Here is a 19,487-nt window from a genome sequence, read left to right as displayed (position 1 = left end):
GCGCGTTCACTCAGCGGCCAATACACGGGCCATCCAAAAGGCAGCCTCCCCTGACGCTCAGGTCAGCCGGCATGCTGCTTGAGCACCGTCGGTTCCAACAGCGCACCCGGCCACATCTGCACGAGATAGCGGTCTTCGCCTTCCAGCCCATCGGGAGACAGCGAATCCAGACCCGCGCTGGACAGCCTGACCCGGTACGCTCCAGGCGGCACATCGAACCGGGCCGCATCGGGCAAGTAGTCCGTGCACCCCGCCACGACGAGCGGGCCTGTGGCAATGGCCACCGATCCATCGACCACATGGTCGAACCGGGCCAGGTCGGTCTGCGGCTCGGCCTCAAGCAACTCCAGGGTCACCGGCACCGGCATGTTCCGAGCAGTGCCAAACCCGACGACGCCCTGCGACACGGCCAGCATGCGAAGCGTCGCGGCCTCGTCCCAGGCGCTTGCCAGGTCCCCTGGCGCCGCTTCGTCCTGAAGGTAGAACTGGTGGTAATCCGCGAAAAGGGTCAGGCGATGGGATGGCATGGCGGGAGGGCTTTCGGCTGCGCGGTTTGACTGCGGCGCTCCGCGGCGCCATCGATCGGTTACGCCCGATCCTAGCGCCGGGAGAAAGTGCCATCCAGACGCCACCAGACCGTTCAGCATCAAAAAGGCCTCCAGCGCAATAAAAACGCCGGCATATAGCTATCATTTCAATAGCAAAAAAAAGCCCGCCGAAGCGGGCTTTTTCTTCAGGGTGGCAGGCGCCGGTCAGGCGGCGACGCCGTCCGCGACTTCCTTGTACTCCTCGATCTGGTCGAAGTTCATGTACTTGTAGATCTTGTCGCCGTTCTGGTTGAGCACGCCCACATCCGCCAGGTACTCTCCCTTGGACGGAATGCGGCCCAGCTTGGAGCAGATGGCCGACAGCTCGGCGGAACCCAGGTACACGTTCGTGTTCTTGCCCAGGCGGTTGGGGAAGTTGCGGGTGCTGGTGGACATCACCGTGGCGCCTTCCTTGACCTGTGCCTGGTTGCCCATGCACAGCGAGCAGCCCGGCATTTCCATGCGCGCACCGGCCGCGCCGAACACGCCGTAGTGGCCTTCCTCGGTCAGCTGGTGCGCGTCCATCTTGGTGGGCGGCGCCATCCACAGCTTGACCGGGATGTCCTTCTTGCCTTCCAGCAGTTTGGAAGCCGCGCGGAAGTGGCCGATGTTGGTCATGCACGAGCCGATGAACACCTCGTCGATCGTCGCGCCGGCCACGTCGGACAGCGTCTTGGCGTCGTCCGGGTCGTTGGGGCAGCAGACGATGGGCTCGGTGATCTCGGCCAGATCGATCTCGATCACGGCAGCGTACTCGGCATCTTCGTCGGGCTGCAGCAGCTGCGGATTGGCCAGCCACGCTTCCATGGCCTTGATGCGGCGCGTGATGGTGCGCGCATCGGCGTAGCCCTGGGCGATCATGTTCTTGAGCAGCACGATGTTCGAGTTGATGTACTCGATGATCGGCTCCTTGTTCAGGCGCACCGTGCAGCCGGCGCGAGCGCTCGGCCGAGGCGTCGGACAGCTCGAACGCCTGCTCCACCTTCATGTCCGGCAGGCCTTCGATTTCGAGGATGCGGCCCGAGAAGATGTTCTTCTTGCCCTTCTTCTCGACGGTCAGCAGGCCAGCCTTGATGGCGTACAGCGGAATGGCATGCACCAGGTCGCGCAGGGTCACGCCGGGCTGCATCGCGCCCTTGAAGCGCACCAGCACCGATTCCGGCATGTCGAGCGGCATCACGCCCGTGGCGGCGGCGAACGCCACCAGGCCCGAGCCGGCGGGGAAGCTGATGCCGATCGGAAAGCGCGTGTGCGAATCGCCGCCCGTGCCCACCGTGTCGGGCAGCAGCATGCGGTTGAGCCAGCTGTGGATGATGCCGTCACCGGGCTTGAGCGAGATGCCGCCGCGCGTGCTGATGAAGTCGGGCAGTTCGTGGTGCATCTTCACGTCCACGGGCTTGGGGTACGCCGCGGTGTGGCAGAAGGACTGCATCACCAGATCGGCGCTGAAGCCCAGGCAGGCCAGGTCCTTCAGTTCGTCGCGTGTCATCGGGCCGGTGGTGTCCTGCGAGCCGACCGAGGTCATGCGCGGTTCGCAGTAGGTGCCGGGCACCACGCCTTCGCCTTCGGGAAGGCCGCAGGCGCGGCCGACCATCTTTTGCGCCAGCGTGAAGCCCTTGCCCGTCGCGGCGGGGTTCTGCGGCAGGCGGAACAGCGTCGAAGGCGCCAGGCCCAGGGCCTCGCGCGCCTTGGCGGTGAGGCCGCGGCCCACGATCAGCGGAATGCGGCCACCGGCGCGCACTTCATCGAACAGCACTTCGCTCTTGACCTCGAACTCGGCGATGACCTGGCCGTTCTTGAGCGCCTTGCCGGCGTAGGGCAGCAGTTCGATCTCGTCGCCCATGTTCATCTGGCTCACGTCCAGCTCGATGGGCAGCGCACCCGCGTCTTCCATGGTGTTGTAGAAGATCGGGGCGATCTTGGAGCCCAGGCACACGCCGCCGAAGCGCTTGTTCGGCACGTAGGGGATGTCTTCGCCGGTGAACCACAGCACGCTGTTGGTGGCCGACTTGCGGCTGGAACCCGTGCCCACCACGTCGCCCACGTAGGCCACGAGGTTGCCCTTGGCGCGCAGGTCTTCGATGAACTTCACCGGGCCGCGCTTGCCGTCTTCTTCCGGCGTGATGCCGTCGCGCTTGTTCTTGAGCATGGCCAGCGCATGCAGCGGAATGTCGGGACGGCTCCAGGCATCGGGGGCGGGCGACAGATCGTCGGTGTTGGTTTCGCCGGTGACCTTGAGCACCGTGAGCTTGATGCTCTGCGGCACTTCGGGGCGGCTGGTGAACCACTCAGCGTCGGCCCAGCTTTGCAGGACGGCCTTGGCGAATTCGTTGCCCTTGTCGGCCTTTTCCTTGACGTCATGGAACTGATCGAACATCAGCAACGTCTTCTTGAGGCCTTCGGCCGCGACGGACGCCACGGCCGCATCGTCCAGCAGGTCAATCAGCGGCGTGAGGTTGTAGCCGCCCAGCATGGTGCCCAGCAGCTCGGTGGCCTTCTCGCGGCCGATCAATGCGCACTTTTCCGTGCCGTGGGCCACGGCCGCCAGGTAGCTGGCCTTGACCTTGGCGGCATCATCCACACCGGCCGGCACGCGGTAGGTGATCAGGTCCACCAGCGTGGCTTCTTCGCCGGCGGGCGGAGCCTTCAGCAGCTCGATCAGCGAGGCGGTCTGCTTGGCCGTGAGAGGCAGGGGCGGAATGCCCAATGCGGCACGCTCGGCCACATGGTCACGGTAGGCTTTCAACATATTTTTCTCCGGTGGGTTTTTGGTGTGTGGGGCTGGCCATGGCAGGCCCTGCGGTCCGGGCGCAGCGGGTGCACCCGGGCAAGAAGAATCACTGGGCCGGTGCGGATGCAGCCGCTGGCGCCGCCACGGTGGCAGGTGCGTTGGCGGAGGCAGGCAGGGCTTCCAGCAGGCTGGGCTGCGGGTTCTTCTTGATGGATTCGGTCACGGCGACCTGCTGCGGGCTCATGCACTCGTCAGCCAGGCGCTGGCCGAGCTTCTGGTTCATGAGCATGGACTTGTTGGCGATCTGGATCCACACGGCGCCGGCCTTCTGGTCCTCCAGGCGCACCGCGCCCGTGCTGGTCGCGATGGGCGACATGTAGTAGTTGAAGCCCTTGCCGTCGATGCGGAAGTGGCCCGGCGACTTGGCATCGGCTTCCACATGCACAGAAGCGCCCAGTTCGCAGGGAATGTGGCCGGTGTGCACGCGTTCGGCGATGGCCAGTTCCTGCGGCGTCAGGGCAGCCTCGGCCGCGATGATGCCGGTGGCCACCTGGTTGGTGGCGCTCTTGAGCTGCGTGCGGCTGCTCGTGGCCTTCTTGGCCGCGGCCGGCTTGGCTGCCGCGCTCTTGGCAGCTGGCTTGGCCGCGGGCTTGGCCTCGGCGGACTTCTCCTTGGCGGCGGCCTTGGCAGGTGCGGCCTTGGCCGTGCTCTTGGCCGGTGCGGGCTTGGCGGGAGCGGCGTCTTGCGCCATCACCAGCGCAGGGGCCAGCAGCATCAGGGCAGAAGCGATGAAGGTTTTCATGGGAACTCCGACGAAAAAGGAGGTGTGGGGAACTTGATGGTGGGACGGCTCAGGCCTGTGGACCCGCGGCCGGCTGGGCAAACCAGGCCTGCGCCGCGGCGGGCAGCGCGCGGCCGGTCTGGTGCGCACGCTCCAGCACCTGCCAGAAATAGCGGTAGCTGGCGCGGTCGTGCAATACGCCATCGACGCTGACGGGGGCCCAGTCGGCGTGCGCGGCGGTGGAAAGAAGCTGGGCCGCCTGCGCGATCTCGTCCTGCGCGGGCGCGAAGGCTTCCAGGATGGGGCGGATCTGCGCCGGGTGGATGCTCCACATGCGCGTGTAGCCCAGTTGGCGCGCGGCGCGCCCGGCCGCCGTGCGCAGGGCATCGGCATCGTTGAACTCGGTCACCACGCAGTGGGACGGCACCTTGCCGTGGGCGTGGCATGCCGCGGCGATCTCGAGCTTGGCGCGCACCACCAGTGGGTGCTCGAACTGGCCCTGCGATCCCATGGCACTCGCGGGAATCGCACCGGCATGCGCCGAGACGAAATCCATCAAGCCGAAACTGATCGACTGCACGCGCGGATGGGCGGCGATCTCGAAAGCCCGCTGAATGGCCGCGGGCGACTCCAGCAGCACGTGCAACGGCACCTGCCCTGCCGATGCGGCGAGCAGGGCCTTTTCGGCGTGCAGCACGTCGTCCACCGACTCGACCTTGGGCACCATGATGTGGCACAGCCGCGTGGCGGCTTCGCCGGCGATGGTGGCCATGTCTTCGGCGAAGGCGGGGTGGTCCACGGCATGCACGCGCGCGGCCACCCGGGCACCGGGGGATGCGGTGCGAGCCAAATGCGCCACGAGGGCGGCATGCTCACGCTCGCGGCCCACGGGGGCACCGTCTTCGCAATCGAGGGTCACATCGAACACGCAGCGGCCCAGCTCGGCCGCCATGGCGGCTTGCAGTTCCAGGCTCTTGCGCATGCGCGCTTCCACGCCGCTGTAATGGTCGCAGACCGGCAAGCGCATGGCACTGGCCTGGGCGCCCATGAGCACCGCCGCGGGGTGGGCACCGGTCGCGCTCATGACGGGCGCTGCGCCACGATGAACATGCGCGGGAACGCCAGCAAACGGCGGCCATCGCTGCGCACGGCATAGGCCGCGGCGATGCGGCGCTCGTACTCGGCCAGGAAGCTCTCGCGCAACGCATCGCCCAGCGGATCGATGAAGGGCTTGAGGCCCGTGGCGCGCACCCATTCGACGATGGCCGCAGGCGACGCCATCACATGCTGGTAGACGGTGTGCCACACGTCGATGCGCTCGGCGCGCGTGGCCAGCAGGTCGTAGTAGCCGCCGATGTCCAGAAGCTCGGTGCGCAGCGCGTCGGCATCGCCGATGGGCTCGCGCCACGGAGCCTCGGCCGCCACTTCGCGCATCAGGCGGTGCGTGGGCTCCTGGCGGTTGTCGGGCATCTGGATCGCCAGCACGCCGCCGGGGGCGAGGTTGTCGAACAGGCGCGGAAAGAGGTCGCCATGCCCTCCCACCCATTGCAGGGCGGCATTGGCGTAAATGAGGTCGGGCGCCGTGTCGGGCACCCAGCGGGCGATGTCGCCCAGCACGAAGGACACGCCGGGCAGGCGCTCGCGCGCGCTGGCCAGCATGGCTTCGGAATTGTCGATGCCGGTCACCTGCGCCTGCGGGAAGCGCCGCACCAGCAGCTCGGTGGAATTGCCCGGCCCGCAGCCCAGGTCCACCACGTGGACCGGCGCGGAATGGGGCACCCGCGCGAGCAGCTCCTGGGCCGGGCGCGTGCGCTCGTCCTCGTAGCGGCGATAGAGCGCGGGATTCCAGTCGAGCATGAAAAAACGGAACCCGAAAAAATTACAGCAGGTGCTTCACGCCGTCTTGCTCGCCTTGCAGCTCGGCCAGCGTCTTGTCGATGCGTTCCTGGCTGAAAGCGTCGATTTCCAGGCCTTCGACGACCTTGTACTCGCCGTTTTCGCAGGTGACAGGGAAACCGAACATCACATCCTTCGGAATGCCGTATTGGCCATCCGAAGGAACACCCATGGTGACCCACTTGCCATTGGTGCCCAGGGCCCAGTCACGCATGTGGTCAATGGCGGCGTTGGCTGCCGAAGCGGCCGAGGAGGAACCGCGCGCCTCGATGATGGCGGCACCGCGCTTGCCCACCGTGGGCAGGAACGTGTTGGCGTTCCATTCCTGGTCGTTGATCGTCTTGGCGACGCTTTCGCCATCGATGGTGGCGAAGCGGTAGTCGGCATACATCGTGGGCGAGTGGTTGCCCCACACGGCCAGCTTTTCGATGGCGGCCACGGGCTTGCCGGTCTTGGCGGCGATCTGGCTGGCAGCACGGTTGTGGTCCAGGCGCAGCATGGCGGTGAAGTTCTTGCGCGGCAGGTCCGGCGCGCTCTTCATGGCGATGTAGGCGTTGGTGTTGGCAGGGTTGCCCACGACCAGCACCTTCACGTTGCGGCTGGCCACGGCGTTCAGCGCCTTGCCCTGGGCAGTGAAGATGGCGCCGTTGACAGCCAGCAGTTCGGCACGCTCCATGCCCGGACCGCGGGGGCGCGAGCCCACCAGCAGGGCGTAGTCCGCGTCCTTGAATGCCGTCATGGGGTCGCTGTGGGCTTCCATGCCGACCAGCAGCGGGAAGGCGCAGTCGTCGAGTTCCATCATCACGCCCTTGAGCGCCTTTTGCGGGCCTTCGACGGGCACTTCGAGCAATTGCAGGATGACGGGCTGGTCCTTGCCCAGCATTTCGCCGGAGGCAATGCGGAACAGCAGGGCGTAACCGATTTGACCGGCGGCGCCGGTAACAGCAACGCGGACGGGCTTCTTGCTCATGAAAAACTCCAGAAAGTGGAAAAACGGGTGTCGGTGCAGTCGATGCACCAGCGCCAGTCAAACCAAGCAGCCCGTGCCCTGCAGAACAGCTCCCGAGTGTACCGCTGAAATCCGGATCCGGTCAATTTGTCTTATGTCTTATATAAGATATGATCCGGCCTCGCCGACGCGCGAAAACACCCCACCTTTGCCCCGCGCGCCAGCCGCCCCTCGATCCGCCGCCATGTCCACCCTTCCGGTTGCCGCCTCCGACAGCCCTGCGCTCCCCGCAGGAAGCGCGGGCGCACCCACGCCGGCCTTCAGCCCGCTGTACCAGCAGATCAAGGGACTCATCCTGCACAGCCTGCAGCATGGCGAATGGAAGCCGGGCGAATCGATCCCGAGCGAGATGGAACTGGCCGCCCGCTTCCGCGTGAGCCAGGGCACGGCGCGCAAGGCCATCGATGAGCTGGCGGCGGAGAACCTCGTCGTTCGCCGCCAGGGCAAGGGCACCTTCGTCGCCACGCATGCCGAGCGGCACGTGCAATACCGGTTCCTCAAGCTCATGCCCGACTCGGGCGACGCCCGGGTCGAGGGGCCGGCCCAGCGCCACATCATCGAATGCCGCCGCATCCGTGCCAGCGCCGAGATCGCTCGCGCTCTGGCGCTGCGCAGCGGCGACGCCGTGGTGCATGCCCGGCGCATCCTGTCGTTCGGCGACGTTCCCACCATCCTGGAAGACATCTGGCTGCCCGGGCAGGCCTTCAAGGGGCTGACCGCCGAGCAGATGTCCAGCTACCAGGGCCCCACCTACGCCATGTTCGAAATCGATTTCGGCGTCAGAATGGTGCGCGCCGACGAGAAGCTGCGGGCGGTACAGCCCGATGACGAGCAGGCGCGGCTGCTGCAGGTGGCACCCGGTACGCCGCTGCTTAGCGTGGAGCGCATTGCCTACACCTACAACGAAGTTCCTATGGAGTTACGCAAGGGCCTGTATCGCACCGATACGCACCACTACCACAACGAACTGAGCTGAGACTGCCCGACCATGCCGATACCGCGCGGTGAAATTACGCCGTACCGAAACACTGCGGTTGTTGCATTGCAATAGAATTTTGGGTTGTTTCGTTCGCGCGAAATTACAAAGCAGTTACATCCACGAAAGCACCGCCATGACCGAGATCGCCAAAAAGCGGCCTGAATTCCGCAACATCAATGCCCTCACGGACCTGCCCACCTACCGCCTTCCTGCCGCAGGATGGGTGTCGATCCTGCACCGCGTCAGCGGCGTGATCATGCTGGTGCTGCTCCCCTTCATCCTGTGGATGTTCGACACCTCGGTGTCCTCTGAAATCTCCTTCGGCAAATTCAAGGCCGCCTTCACGGTGGGCCTGGGCTTCGTGCCGGGCTGGTTCCTCAAGCTCGTCGTGCTGGCCCTCATCTGGTCGTACCTGCATCACTTCACTGCCGGCCTGCGCCACCTGTGGATGGACGTGAGCCATGACGCGGTGAACAAGGATTTCGGCAGCAAATCCGCCACCGCCACCCTCGTCATCAGCATCGCCCTCACCGTCGTGCTCGGCGCCAAGCTGTTCGGCCTGTACTGAGTCGCGCCGGCTTATCCCACGAACCCCAAAAAAAAAAGGATCTTCTATGTCCGTGAACTACGGCTCCAAGCGCATCGTCGTCGGTGCCCACTACGGAGTGCGCGACTGGCTGAGCCAGCGCGTGACCGCCGCCCTGATGGCGCTCTTCACCGTGGTGCTGCTCGCCCAGGTGCTGCTGACCAAGGGTCCCATCGGCTACGACCGCTGGGCCTCGATCTTCTCGGCGCAATGGATGAAGGTGCTGACCTTCTCCGTCATCGTGGCCCTCGCCTGGCACGTCTGGGTGGGCACGCGCGATGTGCTGATGGACTACGTGAAGCCCGTGGGCTTGCGCCTCGCCCTGCAAGCCATCGCGATCTTCTGGCTCGTCGGCTGCGCCGGCTGGGGTATCCAGATCCTCTGGCGTCTCTGATCCAATCCCCCGCGACTGAAGGCAAATAACAATGAGCTACACCAAAGCGAACATCACCACGCGCAAGTTCGATGTCGTCATCGTCGGCGCCGGCGGCTCCGGCATGCGCGCCGCCCTCGAACTCTCCCGCGCCGGCCTGAACGTGGCCTCGCTGTCCAAAGTATTCCCCACCCGCTCGCACACCGTGGCGGCGCAGGGCGGCGTGAGCGCGTCGCTCGGCAACATGAGCGAGGACAACTGGCACTACCACTTCTACGACACCATCAAGGGCTCGGACTGGCTGGGCGATCAGGATGCCATCGAGTTCATGTGCCGCGAAGCCCCCAAGGTCGTGTACGAGCTCGAACACTTCGGCATGCCGTTCGACCGCAACCCCGACGGCACCATCTACCAGCGCCCCTTCGGTGGCCACACGGCCAATTACGGTGAAAAGCCGGTGCAGCGCGCCTGCGCCGCGGCCGACCGCACGGGCCACGCCATGCTGCACACGCTGTACCAGCAGAACGTCAAGGCCAAAACCAACTTCTTCGTGGAGTGGATGGCGCTCGACCTGATCCGCGACGCCGCTGGCGACGTGGTCGGCGTGACCGCCCTGGAACTCGAAACCGGCGAGCTGTATGCCCTGCAGGCCAAGGCCGTGCTGCTGGCCACCGGCGGTGCGGGCCGCATCTTCGCGGCATCGACCAACGCGTTCATCAACACCGGCGACGGCCTGGGCATGGCGGCACGCGCTGGCATCCCGCTGCAGGACATGGAGTTCTGGCAGTTCCACCCCACCGGCGTGGCCGGTGCCGGCGTGCTGCTGACCGAAGGCTGCCGCGGCGAAGGCGCCATCTTGCTCAACAGCAACGGCGAACGCTTCATGGAGCGCTACGCACCCACGCTGAAGGACCTGGCGCCGCGCGACTTCGTCTCGCGCTCCATGGACCAGGAAATCAAGGAAGGCCGCGGCTGCGGTCCCAACAAGGACTACGTGCTGCTCAAGCTCGACCACCTCGGTGCCGAGACGATCCACAAGCGTCTGCCCTCGGTGTATGAGATCGGTGTCAACTTCGCCAACGTCGACATCACGAAGGAACCGATCCCCGTGGTGCCCACCATCCACTACCAGATGGGCGGCATTCCGACCAACATCAACGGCCAGGTCGTGATCCAGAACGGCGACTTGCACAACCAGGTCGTCAACGGCCTGTACGCCGTGGGCGAATGCTCGTGCGTGTCGGTGCACGGCGCCAACCGCCTGGGCACAAACTCGCTGCTCGACCTGCTGGTCTTCGGCAAGTCCGCAGGCCGCCACATCGTGGACATGATCAAGGGCAGCGGCGAGCACAAGCCCCTGCCGGCCGACGCCGCCGACCGCACCCTGGCGCGCCTGAACCAGCTGCAGGATTCGAACGAAGGCACCTACGCCCAGGACGTCGCCAACGACATCCGCGCGTCGATGCAGCAGCACGCCGGCGTGTTCCGCACGCAAGAAGGCATGGATGAAGGCGTGGTCAAGATCAACGCCATCCGCGAGCGCGTGGGTTCCGTCACGCTCAAGGACAAGTCCAAGGTCTGGAACACCGCGCGCATGGAAGCACTGGAAGTGGACAACCTCATCGAAGTGGCCCAGGCCACGATGACCTCCGCCGCCGCCCGCAAGGAATGCCGCGGCGCCCACACCGTGTATGACTACGAGCATCCGGCCGACCACGCGGAATTCCCGCTGGGCCGCAACGACAAAGAGTGGATGAAGCACACCTTGTGGCACAGCGCAGGCAACAACCTGACCTACAAGCCCGTGAACCTGAAGCCTTTGACGGTCGACAGCGTGCCTCCCAAGGTCCGTACGTTCTGACCCTACAAGCCCACGAGAAAGAACACCATGAAGCGCACCTTTCAAATCTACCGCTACGATCCGGACAAGGACGCCAAGCCCTACATGCAGACCGTGGAGATCGAACTCGACGGCCACGAGCGCATGCTGCTGGACGCCCTGGTGAAGCTCAAGGCGCAGGACCCATCCATCTCGTTCCGCCGTTCGTGCCGCGAAGGCGTCTGCGGTTCCGATGCGATGAACATCAACGGCAAGAACGGCCTGGCGTGCCTCACCAACATGAACACGCTCAAGGGCACCATCGTGCTCAAGCCACTGCCCGGGCTGCCCGTGATCCGCGACCTGATCGTGGACATGACGCAGTTCTTCAAGCAGTACAACTCGATCAAGCCGTACCTCATCACCGAAGGCATCACGCCCGAGAAGGAACGCCTGCAGAGCCCGGAAGAGCGCGATGAGCTCAACGGCCTGTACGAGTGCATCCTGTGCGCCAGCTGCTCGACGAGCTGCCCCAGCTTCTGGTGGAACCCCGACAAGTTCGTGGGCCCCGCCGGCCTGCTGCAGGCATACCGTTTCATTGCGGACAGCCGCGACGAGGCCACGGGCGCCCGTCTGGACAACCTCGAAGACCCCTATCGCCTGTTCCGCTGCCACACCATCATGAACTGCGTGGACGTGTGCCCCAAGGGTCTCAACCCCACCAAGGCCATCGGCAAGATCAAGGAACTGATGGTGCGTCGCGCCATCTGACCGCCATGGCCGACGACGAATTGCTCGACGAACGCGAGGCCGCCAAGCTGAAGTGGCGCAGCCGCCGCGGCCTGGTGGAGAACGATCTGTTCATCGAGCAGTTCTTCGCCACCTACGGCTCGCGCCTGACCCAGCGCCAGGCACAAGGTCTCACGACCTTGATGGACCTTTCCGACAACGACCTGCTGGACCTGCTGCTGCGGCGCAAGGAACCCACGGGCGAGATCGATACCAGGGACGTCAAGGAAGTGCTTGAACAGCTGCGCCGCAGAGCGTCAGCACCCCCTCCACCGCTTGCGGGCTAACAACAGAAGGAAACTGGAAATGAAACTGGCAGACAACAAGGCAACGCTATCGTTCAGCAACGGCAGCCCCAGCGTGGAACTTCCCGTGTACCAAGGCAGTATCGGCCCCGACGTGGTCGACATCCGCAAGCTGTACGCGCAGACGGGCATGTTCACCTACGACCCCGGTTTCCTTTCCACTGCGGCATGCCAGTCCTCGATCACGTACATCGACGGCGACAAGGGCGAGCTGCTATACCGCGGCTACCCCATCGAGCAGCTTGCCACGCAGTGCGACTTCCTGGAAACCTGCTACCTGCTGCTCAAGGGCGAACTGCCCAACCCCGCGCAGAAGACGGAGTTCAGCGACAGCGTGACCAAGCACACGATGGTCAACGAGCAGATGCAGTTCTTCCTGCGTGGCTTCCGCCGTGACGCCCACCCGATGGCCGTGCTGACGGGCCTGGTGGGCGCGCTCTCGGCCTTCTACCATGACAGCACGGACATCAACAACCCGCAGCACCGCGAGATCTCGGCCATCCGCCTGATCGCCAAGATGCCGACGCTGGTGTCAATGGCATACAAGTACGGCGTGGGCCAGCCCTACATGTACCCGCAGAACGACCTGAGCTATGCCGGCAACTTCCTGCGCATGATGTTCGGCACGCCGTGCGAAGAGTACAAGGTCAATCCGGTGCTCGAACGCGCGCTGGACCGCATCTTCATCCTGCACGCCGACCACGAGCAGAACGCCTCCACTTCCACGGTGCGCCTGTGCGGCTCCTCGGGCACCAACCCGTTCGCCGCCATCGCCGCGGGTGTGGCCTGCCTCTGGGGCCCCGCCCACGGTGGCGCCAACGAAGCCGCATTGAACATGCTGCACGACATCCAGGCGCAGGGCGGCGTGGAGAAGATCGGCGAGTTCATCAAGCAGGTCAAGGACAAGAACTCCGGTGTGAAGCTGATGGGCTTCGGTCACCGCGTGTACAAGAACTACGACCCGCGCGCCAAGCTCATGCAGGAAACCTGCAACGAAGTGCTGGCCGAACTGGGCCTCGAAAAGGACCCGCTGTTCGCCCTGGCCAAGGAACTGGAAAAAATCGCCCTGGAAGATGACTACTTCGTGCAGCGCAAGCTCTACCCGAACGTGGACTTCTACTCCGGCATCGTGCAACGCGCGATCGGCATTCCGGTGAACCTGTTCACCGGCATCTTCGCGCTGGCCCGCACCGTGGGCTGGATTGCCCAGCTGAACGAAATGATCGGCGACCCCGAGTACAAGATCGGCCGCCCCCGCCAACTGTTCGTGGGCGCGGAGCGCCGCGACGTGCAGCCGCTGGACAAGCGCTGAGCGGTATTTCTGGAGAGGGCCCTGGAATGGGCCTCTTCTCCGGAAGGCAAAGCCTGCAACATCGAATGCCAGTCAGCCAACGCTGGCTGGCATTTTTTGTTGGCATCCACGCCAAGGCTTTTTCTGGCGGCTTTGCGGGGGTTTATCCAAGCGATCCGAGACCACGGGAGCAAACCATTCGAGGCGCGACCTCGAAGACCCGGGACCAATTGCAAGAGCCGCATCCCCGCTGCCCCGCTGACACTTTGCGGCAGGACGCCCGAAAGTTCTTTCGGAAATAAAAAAAGCCTTCCAAATCGATGATTTGGAAGGCTTTTACCAATGGTTAGTTGGTAGGCGCGATTGGACTCGAACCAACGACCCCCACCATGTCAAGGTGGTGCTCTAACCAGCTGAGCTACGCGCCTGTGTGTATTCGAGAAGCGAGATTGTAGCAGTAAAAAATACACGTTTCAGGCAACTTTGCGCGCTTTCTTTCAACGGCGCCGCGCAGAGCGCACGCCTTGCACCGTGGCCACGATGCCGAGCACTTTGTTGAGCCGGCCGGAGTCGGCCACCTCCACCGTGAACGTCATCCAGGCCGTGCCTTTCACGGACTGCGTCTGAACGCCGATCACGTTGGTCTTCTCCCTGGCGAAGACCTCGGAAATGTCGCGCAGCAGGCCTTGCCGGTCTGCAGCCTCGACCGACACGTCCACCGGATAGACCGACGGGCCGGCACCGGCGGACGCCTTGGATTGCCCCCACTCCACTTCGATGACGCGTTCGGCACTGCGCGCCGCCATCTCGCGAAAATTGCTGCAGTCGGCGCGGTGCACGCTGACCCCTTTGCCGCGCGTGACGAAGCCCCGGATGCTGTCGGGCGGCGCAGGCTTGCAGCACTTGGCCAGTTGGGTCATCAGCGAATCGATGCCCACCACCAGCACCCCGCCCTTGGGCGCGGTCTCGGAGGTGCGCGTCTTCTTGAGCAGCAGGTAATCGTCCGGCTGCAGCACGGGTTCGGGCGGGCGCAGCAGCGTCTCGATGGTACGCAGCGAGAACTCGTCCTTGCCCACCACTTCGAACAAGGCGTCTGCCGTCTTGAAGCCCAGCTGCACGGCAAGATCGTCGAGCTTGATGGCGGTCTTGCCCTCGCGCTGCAGCAGCTTTTCCACTGCCTCGCGGCCCCGCGCCGTGGTCTCATGCGTGGCCTGGGCGTTGAACCAGGCACGCACCTTGGCGCGGGCGCGGTGGCTGGTGAGGTAGCCCAGCTCGGCATTGAGCCAGTCGCGCGACGGGCGGCCTTCCTTGACGGTGGTGATTTCGACCGTCTGCCCGTTCTGCAGCGGCGTGTTGAGCGGCACCATGGCCCCGTCGACACGCGCGCCGCGGCAACGGTGGCCGACACTGGTGTGCACCGCATAGGCGAAATCGACCGGGGTGGCGCCCTGCGGCAACTCCACCACGGCCGCGTCCGGCGTGAGCACGTAGATGCGGTCCTCGAACAGCCCCCCGTGCTGCACGGTGCCCGCCATGTCCCGCTCCCAGGCCAGCAACTGGCGCAGCACCGCGATCTTGGCGTCGTATTCGCCGGAGGCCGAAACGCCCGCATAGCCTTTGGTGCCGGCCTCCTTGTAGGCCCAGTGCGCGGCCACGCCATGCTCGGCGTGGTCGTTCATGGCCTGGGTGCGGATCTGGATTTCGATGGCCTTGCCCGTCTCGTCGCGCACGACGGTGTGCAGCGACTGGTAGCCGTTGGGCTTGGGCTTGGCGATGTAGTCGTCGAACTCGGCGTCGATGGGCTTGAAATGCTCGTGCACCCAGGACAGCGCGGCGTAGCAATCCTTCACCGAAGGCACCACCACCCGCAGCGCCCGGATGTCGAACACATGCTCGAAGTCGAGCGACTTGCCGCGCATCTTCTTGACGATGCTGTAGATGTGCTTGGGCCGGCCCTGCACGCTGGCGCTGATGCTGCGGCCGCAGTTCGGACTCCAGCCGGCCGCGAAGCTGCTCCATGTACACCTCGCGCTCGGCCCGCTTTTCGTCCAGCAGCCGGGCCACCTGCTTGTAGGTCTCCGGCTCCAGGAACCGGAAGGACAGGTCTTCCAGCTCCCATTTCATCTGCCAGATGCCGAGCCGATTAGCCAGCGGCGCGAACACCTGCAGGGCCTCGCGCGCGATGCCGGGCGACACGGCGCGTTTGGTGGCGGCATAGAAGCGCAGGGTTTGCAGACGCGAGGCCAGACGCAGCATCACGACGCGCAGGTCCCGGGAGAATGCGAGCAGCATCTTGCGCACGTTCTCGGTCTGCGTGGCGGGGTCGTCCACCGGCTGCCCGGCAAGCTGGGCTTCGCGCGCCTGCTGCTGCACACGCATGAGCTTGGTGGTCTCCACAGCCAGGGCGGCAAAGTTCTGCCCGAAGGCTTTGGCGATGACCTCCTCGGGCTTGTTCAGGTGCGAGCAGGCATGCACCAGATAGCTGGCCGCCTGCATGGCTTCCGACCCACCGATGTTCTTGAGGATGGAGGCGACGGCTTCGGCATGCGCGAAGGTGTTCTCACCGGTCTCCAGCGTCTCGCTGGACAGCAGCGGTTCCGCAAAGGCCCGGGCCCGCGCCAGCGCGCCCGCTTGCTCGGGCAGCGACAGCGCCGTGGCAGCGATGAGCTGCGGCACGGCATCGGACCGGGGCGACGCGCTCCCCGCGCCCCCCTGGCCCTGCATGCCGGGAGTGGCGGTGGACAGACTCTTCACAGCCCACCTCTTTCGCCGGGGTCGAAGAGAAATGCCTCGACCGCATCCACCTGTTCGTCCGCCACCAGCGTCGGGGCGTGCCCCACCCCGCTCCACTCCACCACCTGCGCGCGGGGCCCGCGTTGCGACATGGCTTGCGCCGTCGAGCGCGAGAGCAGATCCGATTGCGCACCGCGAAGCAGCAGCGTGCGCGCACTGATCTGTTCATACAGCTGCCACAGCTGCGTCTCGCCCGCAACGGCGGCCTCCTGCGTCATCGCGCGAAACGGCTGGGCGATGGCCGGGTCGTAGTGCAGCACGAACCCACCCTCGGGCGCAGGCCGGAGCATGGCGCGCGACAACGCCAGCCACTGCGCCGGCGTATGGGGGCCGAAGCTGGAGGAGATCGTCCACAGGGCATCGGCTGCCTGCTGCTCCGTTTCGAAGTGGGCGGGCCGCCCGAGGTACTGGCCGATGCGCTGGAGCGCACTCCATTCGATCACCGGCCCTACATCATTCAGGACCAGCCTGCGCACCGGCACGGGAAGCGGCAGGCCCGGCTGGCCGCACAGCGCCATGCCGATCAGCCCGCCCATGCTGGTGCCCACCCAGTCCAGATGCTGGATGGGTGCACGGCCATGCACGTCGGCCAGCAGTGCCAGCATGTCGGCTGCATACACCGGCACCTGATAGGCCATGGGGTCGGCGAGCCAGTCGCTGCGGCCGCGGCCGGCCACATCGGGGCACAGCACACGGGCGTGGTGGGACAGACGGCGGGCGAGCACATCGAAATCACGCCCCTGGCGCGACAGGCCATGCACGCAAACCACCACATGGGGATGGCCCGGCTGGCCCGTCGCGTTCCATTCCCAATACGCCATGCGATGGCTGGCGGCTGCATCGTCCGCCGAGCCCTCCTTGGCAGCGATTCCAGGGCAATTCACGTAATTCAGCGTAGGCTCGGTCATGGGAACGAATTCGTCGCGGGGGCGCTCGATAATGGTTGCGTTCATCCTAATTCATTCGGAGAGACTCACATGCTTCAAGGCAAAACCGCCCTCGTCACCGGCTCCACGAGCGGCATCGGACTGGGCATCGCCAAGGCGCTCGCGCGCCAGGGCGCCAACGTCGTCCTCAATGGTTTCGGCGATGTGGACGGCCCCCGTGCCGAGGTGCTGGCGGCCGGCGAAAGCCATGGCGCGCAGGTGGCCTACCACGGCGCCGACATGGGCCGCGCAGCGGACATCGAGGACATGATGAAGTACAGCGCCAGCCAGTTCGGGCGCGTGGACATCCTGGTCAACAACGCAGGCATCCAGCACGTGGCGAACGTGGAGGACTTTCCCGTCGAGAAGTGGGATGCCATCCTGGCGATCAACCTGACCAGCGCCTTCCACACATCGCGCCTGGCCCTGCCTCCAATGAAAGCGGCCAACTGGGGCCGCATCATCAACATCGCCTCGGTGCACGGGCTGGTGGCTTCGGCCCAGAAGGCGGCCTATGTGGCAGCCAAGCACGGCATCGTGGGCCTGACGAAGGTCACCGCATTGGAAACCGCCACCACCGGCGTGACCTGCAATGCGATCTGTCCCGGCTGGGTGCTCACGCCGCTGGTTCAGAAACAGGTCGATGCCAAGGCGGCCGACCAGGGCCTGTCGAACGAAGACGCCAAGAAGCAGTTGCTGAGCGAAAAAGAACCCTCGCTGCAGTTCACCACGCCCGAAGAACTGGGTGAACTGGCGGTGTTCTTCTGCTCGCCGGCGGCCAACAATGTCCGCGGCGTCGCCTGGAACATGGACGGTGGCTGGGCCGCCCAGTAAGAACGAAAAGCCTTAACCGCCCGATCACCGGCGCCCTGCCCTGGCATCCAGGGAAGGAGGCGGTCCGGCACGGGCGTCAGCCCGCCAACCCCTCAGCGCAGTTGCACGGCGCCAGAGACGTTCACCACCACCTGCGCCTTGCCGGCTTCCACCGGTACGGGCGCATCGGCGGACATCGACGACATCTTGGCCTCCATGGCCATCATGCGCGGCCGGGGGCCGGGGATCATCTCGTTGCTGTTCACCGCCACCTCCCGAAGCGTGTAGCCGCTGAAGCCGAAGCCGCGCGCCAGTTCATTCGCACGGGCCTTGAATTGCTCGATGGCCTTGGTCTGCGCCTCGCCCTCCACCTTCTCGCGGGCCTCGCGCGACAGATCGAAGGCGATCTGGCTGATCGGCATGGACTGGATCTTGCCGGCGGTGGTGGTGATGCGCGAGAAATCACGGCCCTGCAGGATCAGCTCGGCCCGGCCCTGCCAGCCGTTGATCTTGCCCTCCTTGCCATAGCGCGGGTACATGCCGAACGCGCCGGTGCGCACATCCATCTGGTCCGGCTGGGCAGAGCGCTTGGCCTCCGCCAACGCGGAGTCCAGCGCTTGCTTGAGCTGCGTCTGCACCGTGGCTGCATCGGCACCTTCCTTGCTAGTGGCCAGCGTGAGCACCAGCAGGTCCTGCTGGACATCCACGGTGCCGGTCGCGGACAGCTGCAGCACATTCTGCGGTGGCGGCATCACGGCGTTTTGGGAGAAAGCGGCGCCAGTGCACACCAGAAAAGCACCTGCAGCTATAATTTTTGTAGCAATTCTCATGATCGGAATCCTTGTGAAGAGAAAGTGGGCGGGTGCATCGGACACCCTTGACACGCTACGTTAACCGGTCCGGATCAATCGGCGGTAAAGGCCCGATAGCGTCTGTGCGTGGCGGGGCAAAACTTGTAACAGTTGGTCAGGTATCTGGCAAAAAGCCGAACTTCGGGGTTCAAGGTGGTCAGAATCGGCTCTGTTACAAATAGGACTTGGGAAACAAATGGCCTCAACAACCAACCGTACCGACAAGATTCTCGTGGTGGATGACGACGCCCGCATTCGCGATTTGCTGCGGCGCTATCTCACGCAAGAGGGCTTCGAAGTCATGGTTGCGGAAGATGGCAAGGCCCTCAACCGCATTCTGCTGCGCGAAACCGTGGACCTCATCGTGCTGGACCTGATGATGCCCGGCGAGGACGGCCTCTCGATCTGCCGCCGCCTTCGCGCCGCCAACGATCGCACTCCCATCATCATGCTGACCGCCAAGGGCGAGGACGTGGACCGCATCGTGGGCCTGGAAGTGGGCGCCGACGATTACCTGGGCAAGCCGTTCAATCCCCGCGAACTGCTGGCCCGCATCCACGCGGTGCTGCGCCGCAGGCCGCCGCAAGAGGCGCCGGGCGCTCCGTCGGGCGACAACGAGGTCGTCACCTTCGGTCCCTTCACCTTTGATCTGGGCACGCGCGCACTGCAGCGCAGCGGCGAAGAGCTGCCACTCACCACCGGCGAGTTCGCCATGCTGAAGGCGCTGGTCCGCCATCCACGGCAACCGCTGTCGCGGGAAAAGCTGGCCCTGCTGGCGCGTGGCCGCGAGTTCGAGCCGTTCGACCGCAGCCTGGACGTGCAGGTGTCCCGCCTTCGCAAACTGGTCGAGGTGGACGCCGCGGCGCCGCGCTACATCCAGACGGTCTGGGGCGTGGGCTACGTGTTCGTGCCGGACGGCACGAGCTGATCTCCCTTTTGCCGAGGGCCGCGTTTTCTC

Annotated in this window: 16 protein-coding genes, 1 tRNA gene and 2 pseudogenes; 9 read left to right on the top strand and 10 right to left on the bottom strand. The window is 65.2% G+C overall.

Annotation, left to right across the window (positions count from 1 at the left end; all coding sequences use genetic code 11):
* Positions 1 to 62: 62 nt before the first annotated feature.
* The 6 genes and pseudogenes from AC27IQ_RS02525 to AC27IQ_RS02500 all read right to left on the bottom strand — a co-directional run bounded on the left by AC27IQ_RS02525 (position 63) and on the right by AC27IQ_RS02500 (position 6,965).
* The gene (locus AC27IQ_RS02525) at positions 63 to 527 is read right to left on the bottom strand and encodes a hypothetical protein (protein ID WP_487087987.1); all 465 of its coding nucleotides are present in this window, start codon (positions 525 to 527) and stop codon (positions 63 to 65) included.
* Positions 528 to 752: 225 nt separating this feature from the next.
* Positions 753 to 3,336: pseudogene (gene acnB, locus AC27IQ_RS02520) on the bottom strand (bifunctional aconitate hydratase 2/2-methylisocitrate dehydratase).
* An 88-nt stretch (positions 3,337 to 3,424) separates the two neighbouring features.
* The gene (locus AC27IQ_RS02515; protein ID WP_284428820.1) at positions 3,425 to 4,120 is read right to left on the bottom strand and encodes a hypothetical protein; all 696 of its coding nucleotides are present in this window, start codon (positions 4,118 to 4,120) and stop codon (positions 3,425 to 3,427) included.
* A gap of 49 nt (positions 4,121 to 4,169) precedes the next feature.
* Positions 4,170 to 5,183 (bottom strand): HpcH/HpaI aldolase/citrate lyase family protein, encoded by a 1,014-nt coding sequence (locus AC27IQ_RS02510; protein ID WP_317353971.1) that lies wholly within the window; start codon positions 5,181 to 5,183, stop codon positions 4,170 to 4,172.
* On the bottom strand, positions 5,180 to 5,956 hold the full coding sequence (gene tam, locus AC27IQ_RS02505; protein ID WP_487087984.1) for a trans-aconitate 2-methyltransferase: 777 nt from the start codon (positions 5,954 to 5,956) through the stop codon (positions 5,180 to 5,182). The genes AC27IQ_RS02510 and tam overlap by 4 nt, the downstream gene beginning before the upstream one ends.
* Positions 5,957 to 5,978: 22 nt before the next feature.
* Entirely contained in the window at positions 5,979 to 6,965 is a 987-nt protein-coding gene (locus AC27IQ_RS02500; RefSeq protein ID WP_284399433.1) for a malate dehydrogenase, read from the bottom strand.
* Positions 6,966 to 7,188: 223 nt separating this feature from the next.
* Here AC27IQ_RS02500 and AC27IQ_RS02495 point away from each other — a divergent pair, with 223 nt between their 5' ends.
* The 7 genes from AC27IQ_RS02495 (at position 7,189) to AC27IQ_RS02465 (ending at position 13,167) form a co-directional block, all read left to right on the top strand.
* The gene (locus AC27IQ_RS02495; protein WP_487087982.1) at positions 7,189 to 7,980 is read left to right on the top strand and encodes a GntR family transcriptional regulator; all 792 of its coding nucleotides are present in this window, start codon (positions 7,189 to 7,191) and stop codon (positions 7,978 to 7,980) included.
* Positions 7,981 to 8,116: 136 nt separating this feature from the next.
* Entirely contained in the window at positions 8,117 to 8,551 is a 435-nt protein-coding gene (gene sdhC / locus AC27IQ_RS02490) for a succinate dehydrogenase, cytochrome b556 subunit (RefSeq protein ID WP_284399427.1), read from the top strand.
* 46 nt (positions 8,552 to 8,597) lie between these two features.
* Positions 8,598 to 8,963 (top strand): succinate dehydrogenase, hydrophobic membrane anchor protein, encoded by a 366-nt coding sequence (gene sdhD / locus AC27IQ_RS02485; RefSeq protein ID WP_272564085.1) that lies wholly within the window; start codon positions 8,598 to 8,600, stop codon positions 8,961 to 8,963.
* A 31-nt stretch (positions 8,964 to 8,994) separates the two neighbouring features.
* On the top strand, positions 8,995 to 10,803 hold the full coding sequence (gene sdhA, locus AC27IQ_RS02480) for a succinate dehydrogenase flavoprotein subunit (protein WP_487087979.1): 1,809 nt from the start codon (positions 8,995 to 8,997) through the stop codon (positions 10,801 to 10,803).
* A 27-nt stretch (positions 10,804 to 10,830) separates the two neighbouring features.
* On the top strand, positions 10,831 to 11,532 hold the full coding sequence (locus tag AC27IQ_RS02475) for a succinate dehydrogenase iron-sulfur subunit (protein ID WP_272548188.1): 702 nt from the start codon (positions 10,831 to 10,833) through the stop codon (positions 11,530 to 11,532).
* Between the two features lie 5 nt (positions 11,533 to 11,537).
* On the top strand, positions 11,538 to 11,837 hold the full coding sequence (locus tag AC27IQ_RS02470; RefSeq protein ID WP_284403346.1) for a succinate dehydrogenase assembly factor 2: 300 nt from the start codon (positions 11,538 to 11,540) through the stop codon (positions 11,835 to 11,837).
* A gap of 19 nt (positions 11,838 to 11,856) precedes the next feature.
* Positions 11,857 to 13,167, top strand: a complete 1,311-nt coding sequence (locus AC27IQ_RS02465) for a citrate synthase (protein ID WP_284399417.1) — start codon at positions 11,857 to 11,859, stop codon at positions 13,165 to 13,167.
* Positions 13,168 to 13,497: 330 nt separating this feature from the next.
* On the opposite strand, the gene AC27IQ_RS02460 is transcribed toward AC27IQ_RS02465, so the two are convergent.
* The 3 genes and pseudogenes from AC27IQ_RS02460 to AC27IQ_RS02450 form a co-directional block, all read right to left on the bottom strand.
* Positions 13,498 to 13,574, bottom strand: a tRNA-Val gene (locus AC27IQ_RS02460).
* A 69-nt stretch (positions 13,575 to 13,643) separates the two neighbouring features.
* A pseudogene (locus AC27IQ_RS02455) lies at positions 13,644 to 15,870 on the bottom strand (RelA/SpoT family protein).
* A 26-nt stretch (positions 15,871 to 15,896) separates the two neighbouring features.
* Positions 15,897 to 16,847, bottom strand: a complete 951-nt coding sequence (locus AC27IQ_RS02450; protein WP_487088007.1) for an alpha/beta fold hydrolase — start codon at positions 16,845 to 16,847, stop codon at positions 15,897 to 15,899.
* Between the two features lie 69 nt (positions 16,848 to 16,916).
* Between AC27IQ_RS02450 and AC27IQ_RS02445 the strand changes: the two genes are divergently transcribed.
* Positions 16,917 to 17,699 (top strand): 3-hydroxybutyrate dehydrogenase, encoded by a 783-nt coding sequence (locus AC27IQ_RS02445; RefSeq protein WP_284424867.1) that lies wholly within the window; start codon positions 16,917 to 16,919, stop codon positions 17,697 to 17,699.
* Between the two features lie 92 nt (positions 17,700 to 17,791).
* Here the strand turns inward: AC27IQ_RS02445 and AC27IQ_RS02440 are convergent, their stop codons facing one another.
* Complete coding sequence (locus AC27IQ_RS02440; protein ID WP_487087975.1) at positions 17,792 to 18,508, bottom strand: SIMPL domain-containing protein; 717 nt, start codon at positions 18,506 to 18,508, stop codon at positions 17,792 to 17,794.
* 217 nt (positions 18,509 to 18,725) lie between these two features.
* On the opposite strand from AC27IQ_RS02440, the gene ompR reads away from it, so the two are divergent.
* The gene (gene ompR / locus AC27IQ_RS02435) at positions 18,726 to 19,457 is read left to right on the top strand and encodes an osmolarity response regulator transcription factor OmpR (RefSeq protein ID WP_272564091.1); all 732 of its coding nucleotides are present in this window, start codon (positions 18,726 to 18,728) and stop codon (positions 19,455 to 19,457) included.
* Positions 19,458 to 19,487 lie beyond the last annotated feature (30 nt).

Source organism: Acidovorax sp. KPB24-07 (genome assembly GCF_057543315.1).
This window is presented reverse-complemented; position numbering and strand designations above follow the sequence as displayed.

Coding starts and splice junctions, on each gene's coding strand:
- AC27IQ_RS02525 (WP_487087987.1), bottom strand. CDS start 527: ATGCCATCCCATCGCCTGACCCTTTTCGCGGATTACCACCAGTTCTAC.
- AC27IQ_RS02515 (WP_284428820.1), bottom strand. CDS start 4,120: ATGAAAACCTTCATCGCTTCTGCCCTGATGCTGCTGGCCCCTGCGCTG.
- AC27IQ_RS02510 (WP_317353971.1), bottom strand. CDS start 5,183: ATGAGCGCGACCGGTGCCCACCCCGCGGCGGTGCTCATGGGCGCCCAG.
- tam (WP_487087984.1), bottom strand. CDS start 5,956: ATGCTCGACTGGAATCCCGCGCTCTATCGCCGCTACGAGGACGAGCGC.
- AC27IQ_RS02500 (WP_284399433.1), bottom strand. CDS start 6,965: ATGAGCAAGAAGCCCGTCCGCGTTGCTGTTACCGGCGCCGCCGGTCAA.
- AC27IQ_RS02495 (WP_487087982.1), top strand. CDS start 7,189: ATGTCCACCCTTCCGGTTGCCGCCTCCGACAGCCCTGCGCTCCCCGCA.
- sdhC (WP_284399427.1), top strand. CDS start 8,117: ATGACCGAGATCGCCAAAAAGCGGCCTGAATTCCGCAACATCAATGCC.
- sdhD (WP_272564085.1), top strand. CDS start 8,598: ATGTCCGTGAACTACGGCTCCAAGCGCATCGTCGTCGGTGCCCACTAC.
- sdhA (WP_487087979.1), top strand. CDS start 8,995: ATGAGCTACACCAAAGCGAACATCACCACGCGCAAGTTCGATGTCGTC.
- AC27IQ_RS02475 (WP_272548188.1), top strand. CDS start 10,831: ATGAAGCGCACCTTTCAAATCTACCGCTACGATCCGGACAAGGACGCC.
- AC27IQ_RS02470 (WP_284403346.1), top strand. CDS start 11,538: ATGGCCGACGACGAATTGCTCGACGAACGCGAGGCCGCCAAGCTGAAG.
- AC27IQ_RS02465 (WP_284399417.1), top strand. CDS start 11,857: ATGAAACTGGCAGACAACAAGGCAACGCTATCGTTCAGCAACGGCAGC.
- AC27IQ_RS02450 (WP_487088007.1), bottom strand. CDS start 16,847: ATGACCGAGCCTACGCTGAATTACGTGAATTGCCCTGGAATCGCTGCC.
- AC27IQ_RS02445 (WP_284424867.1), top strand. CDS start 16,917: ATGCTTCAAGGCAAAACCGCCCTCGTCACCGGCTCCACGAGCGGCATC.
- AC27IQ_RS02440 (WP_487087975.1), bottom strand. CDS start 18,508: ATGAGAATTGCTACAAAAATTATAGCTGCAGGTGCTTTTCTGGTGTGC.
- ompR (WP_272564091.1), top strand. CDS start 18,726: ATGGCCTCAACAACCAACCGTACCGACAAGATTCTCGTGGTGGATGAC.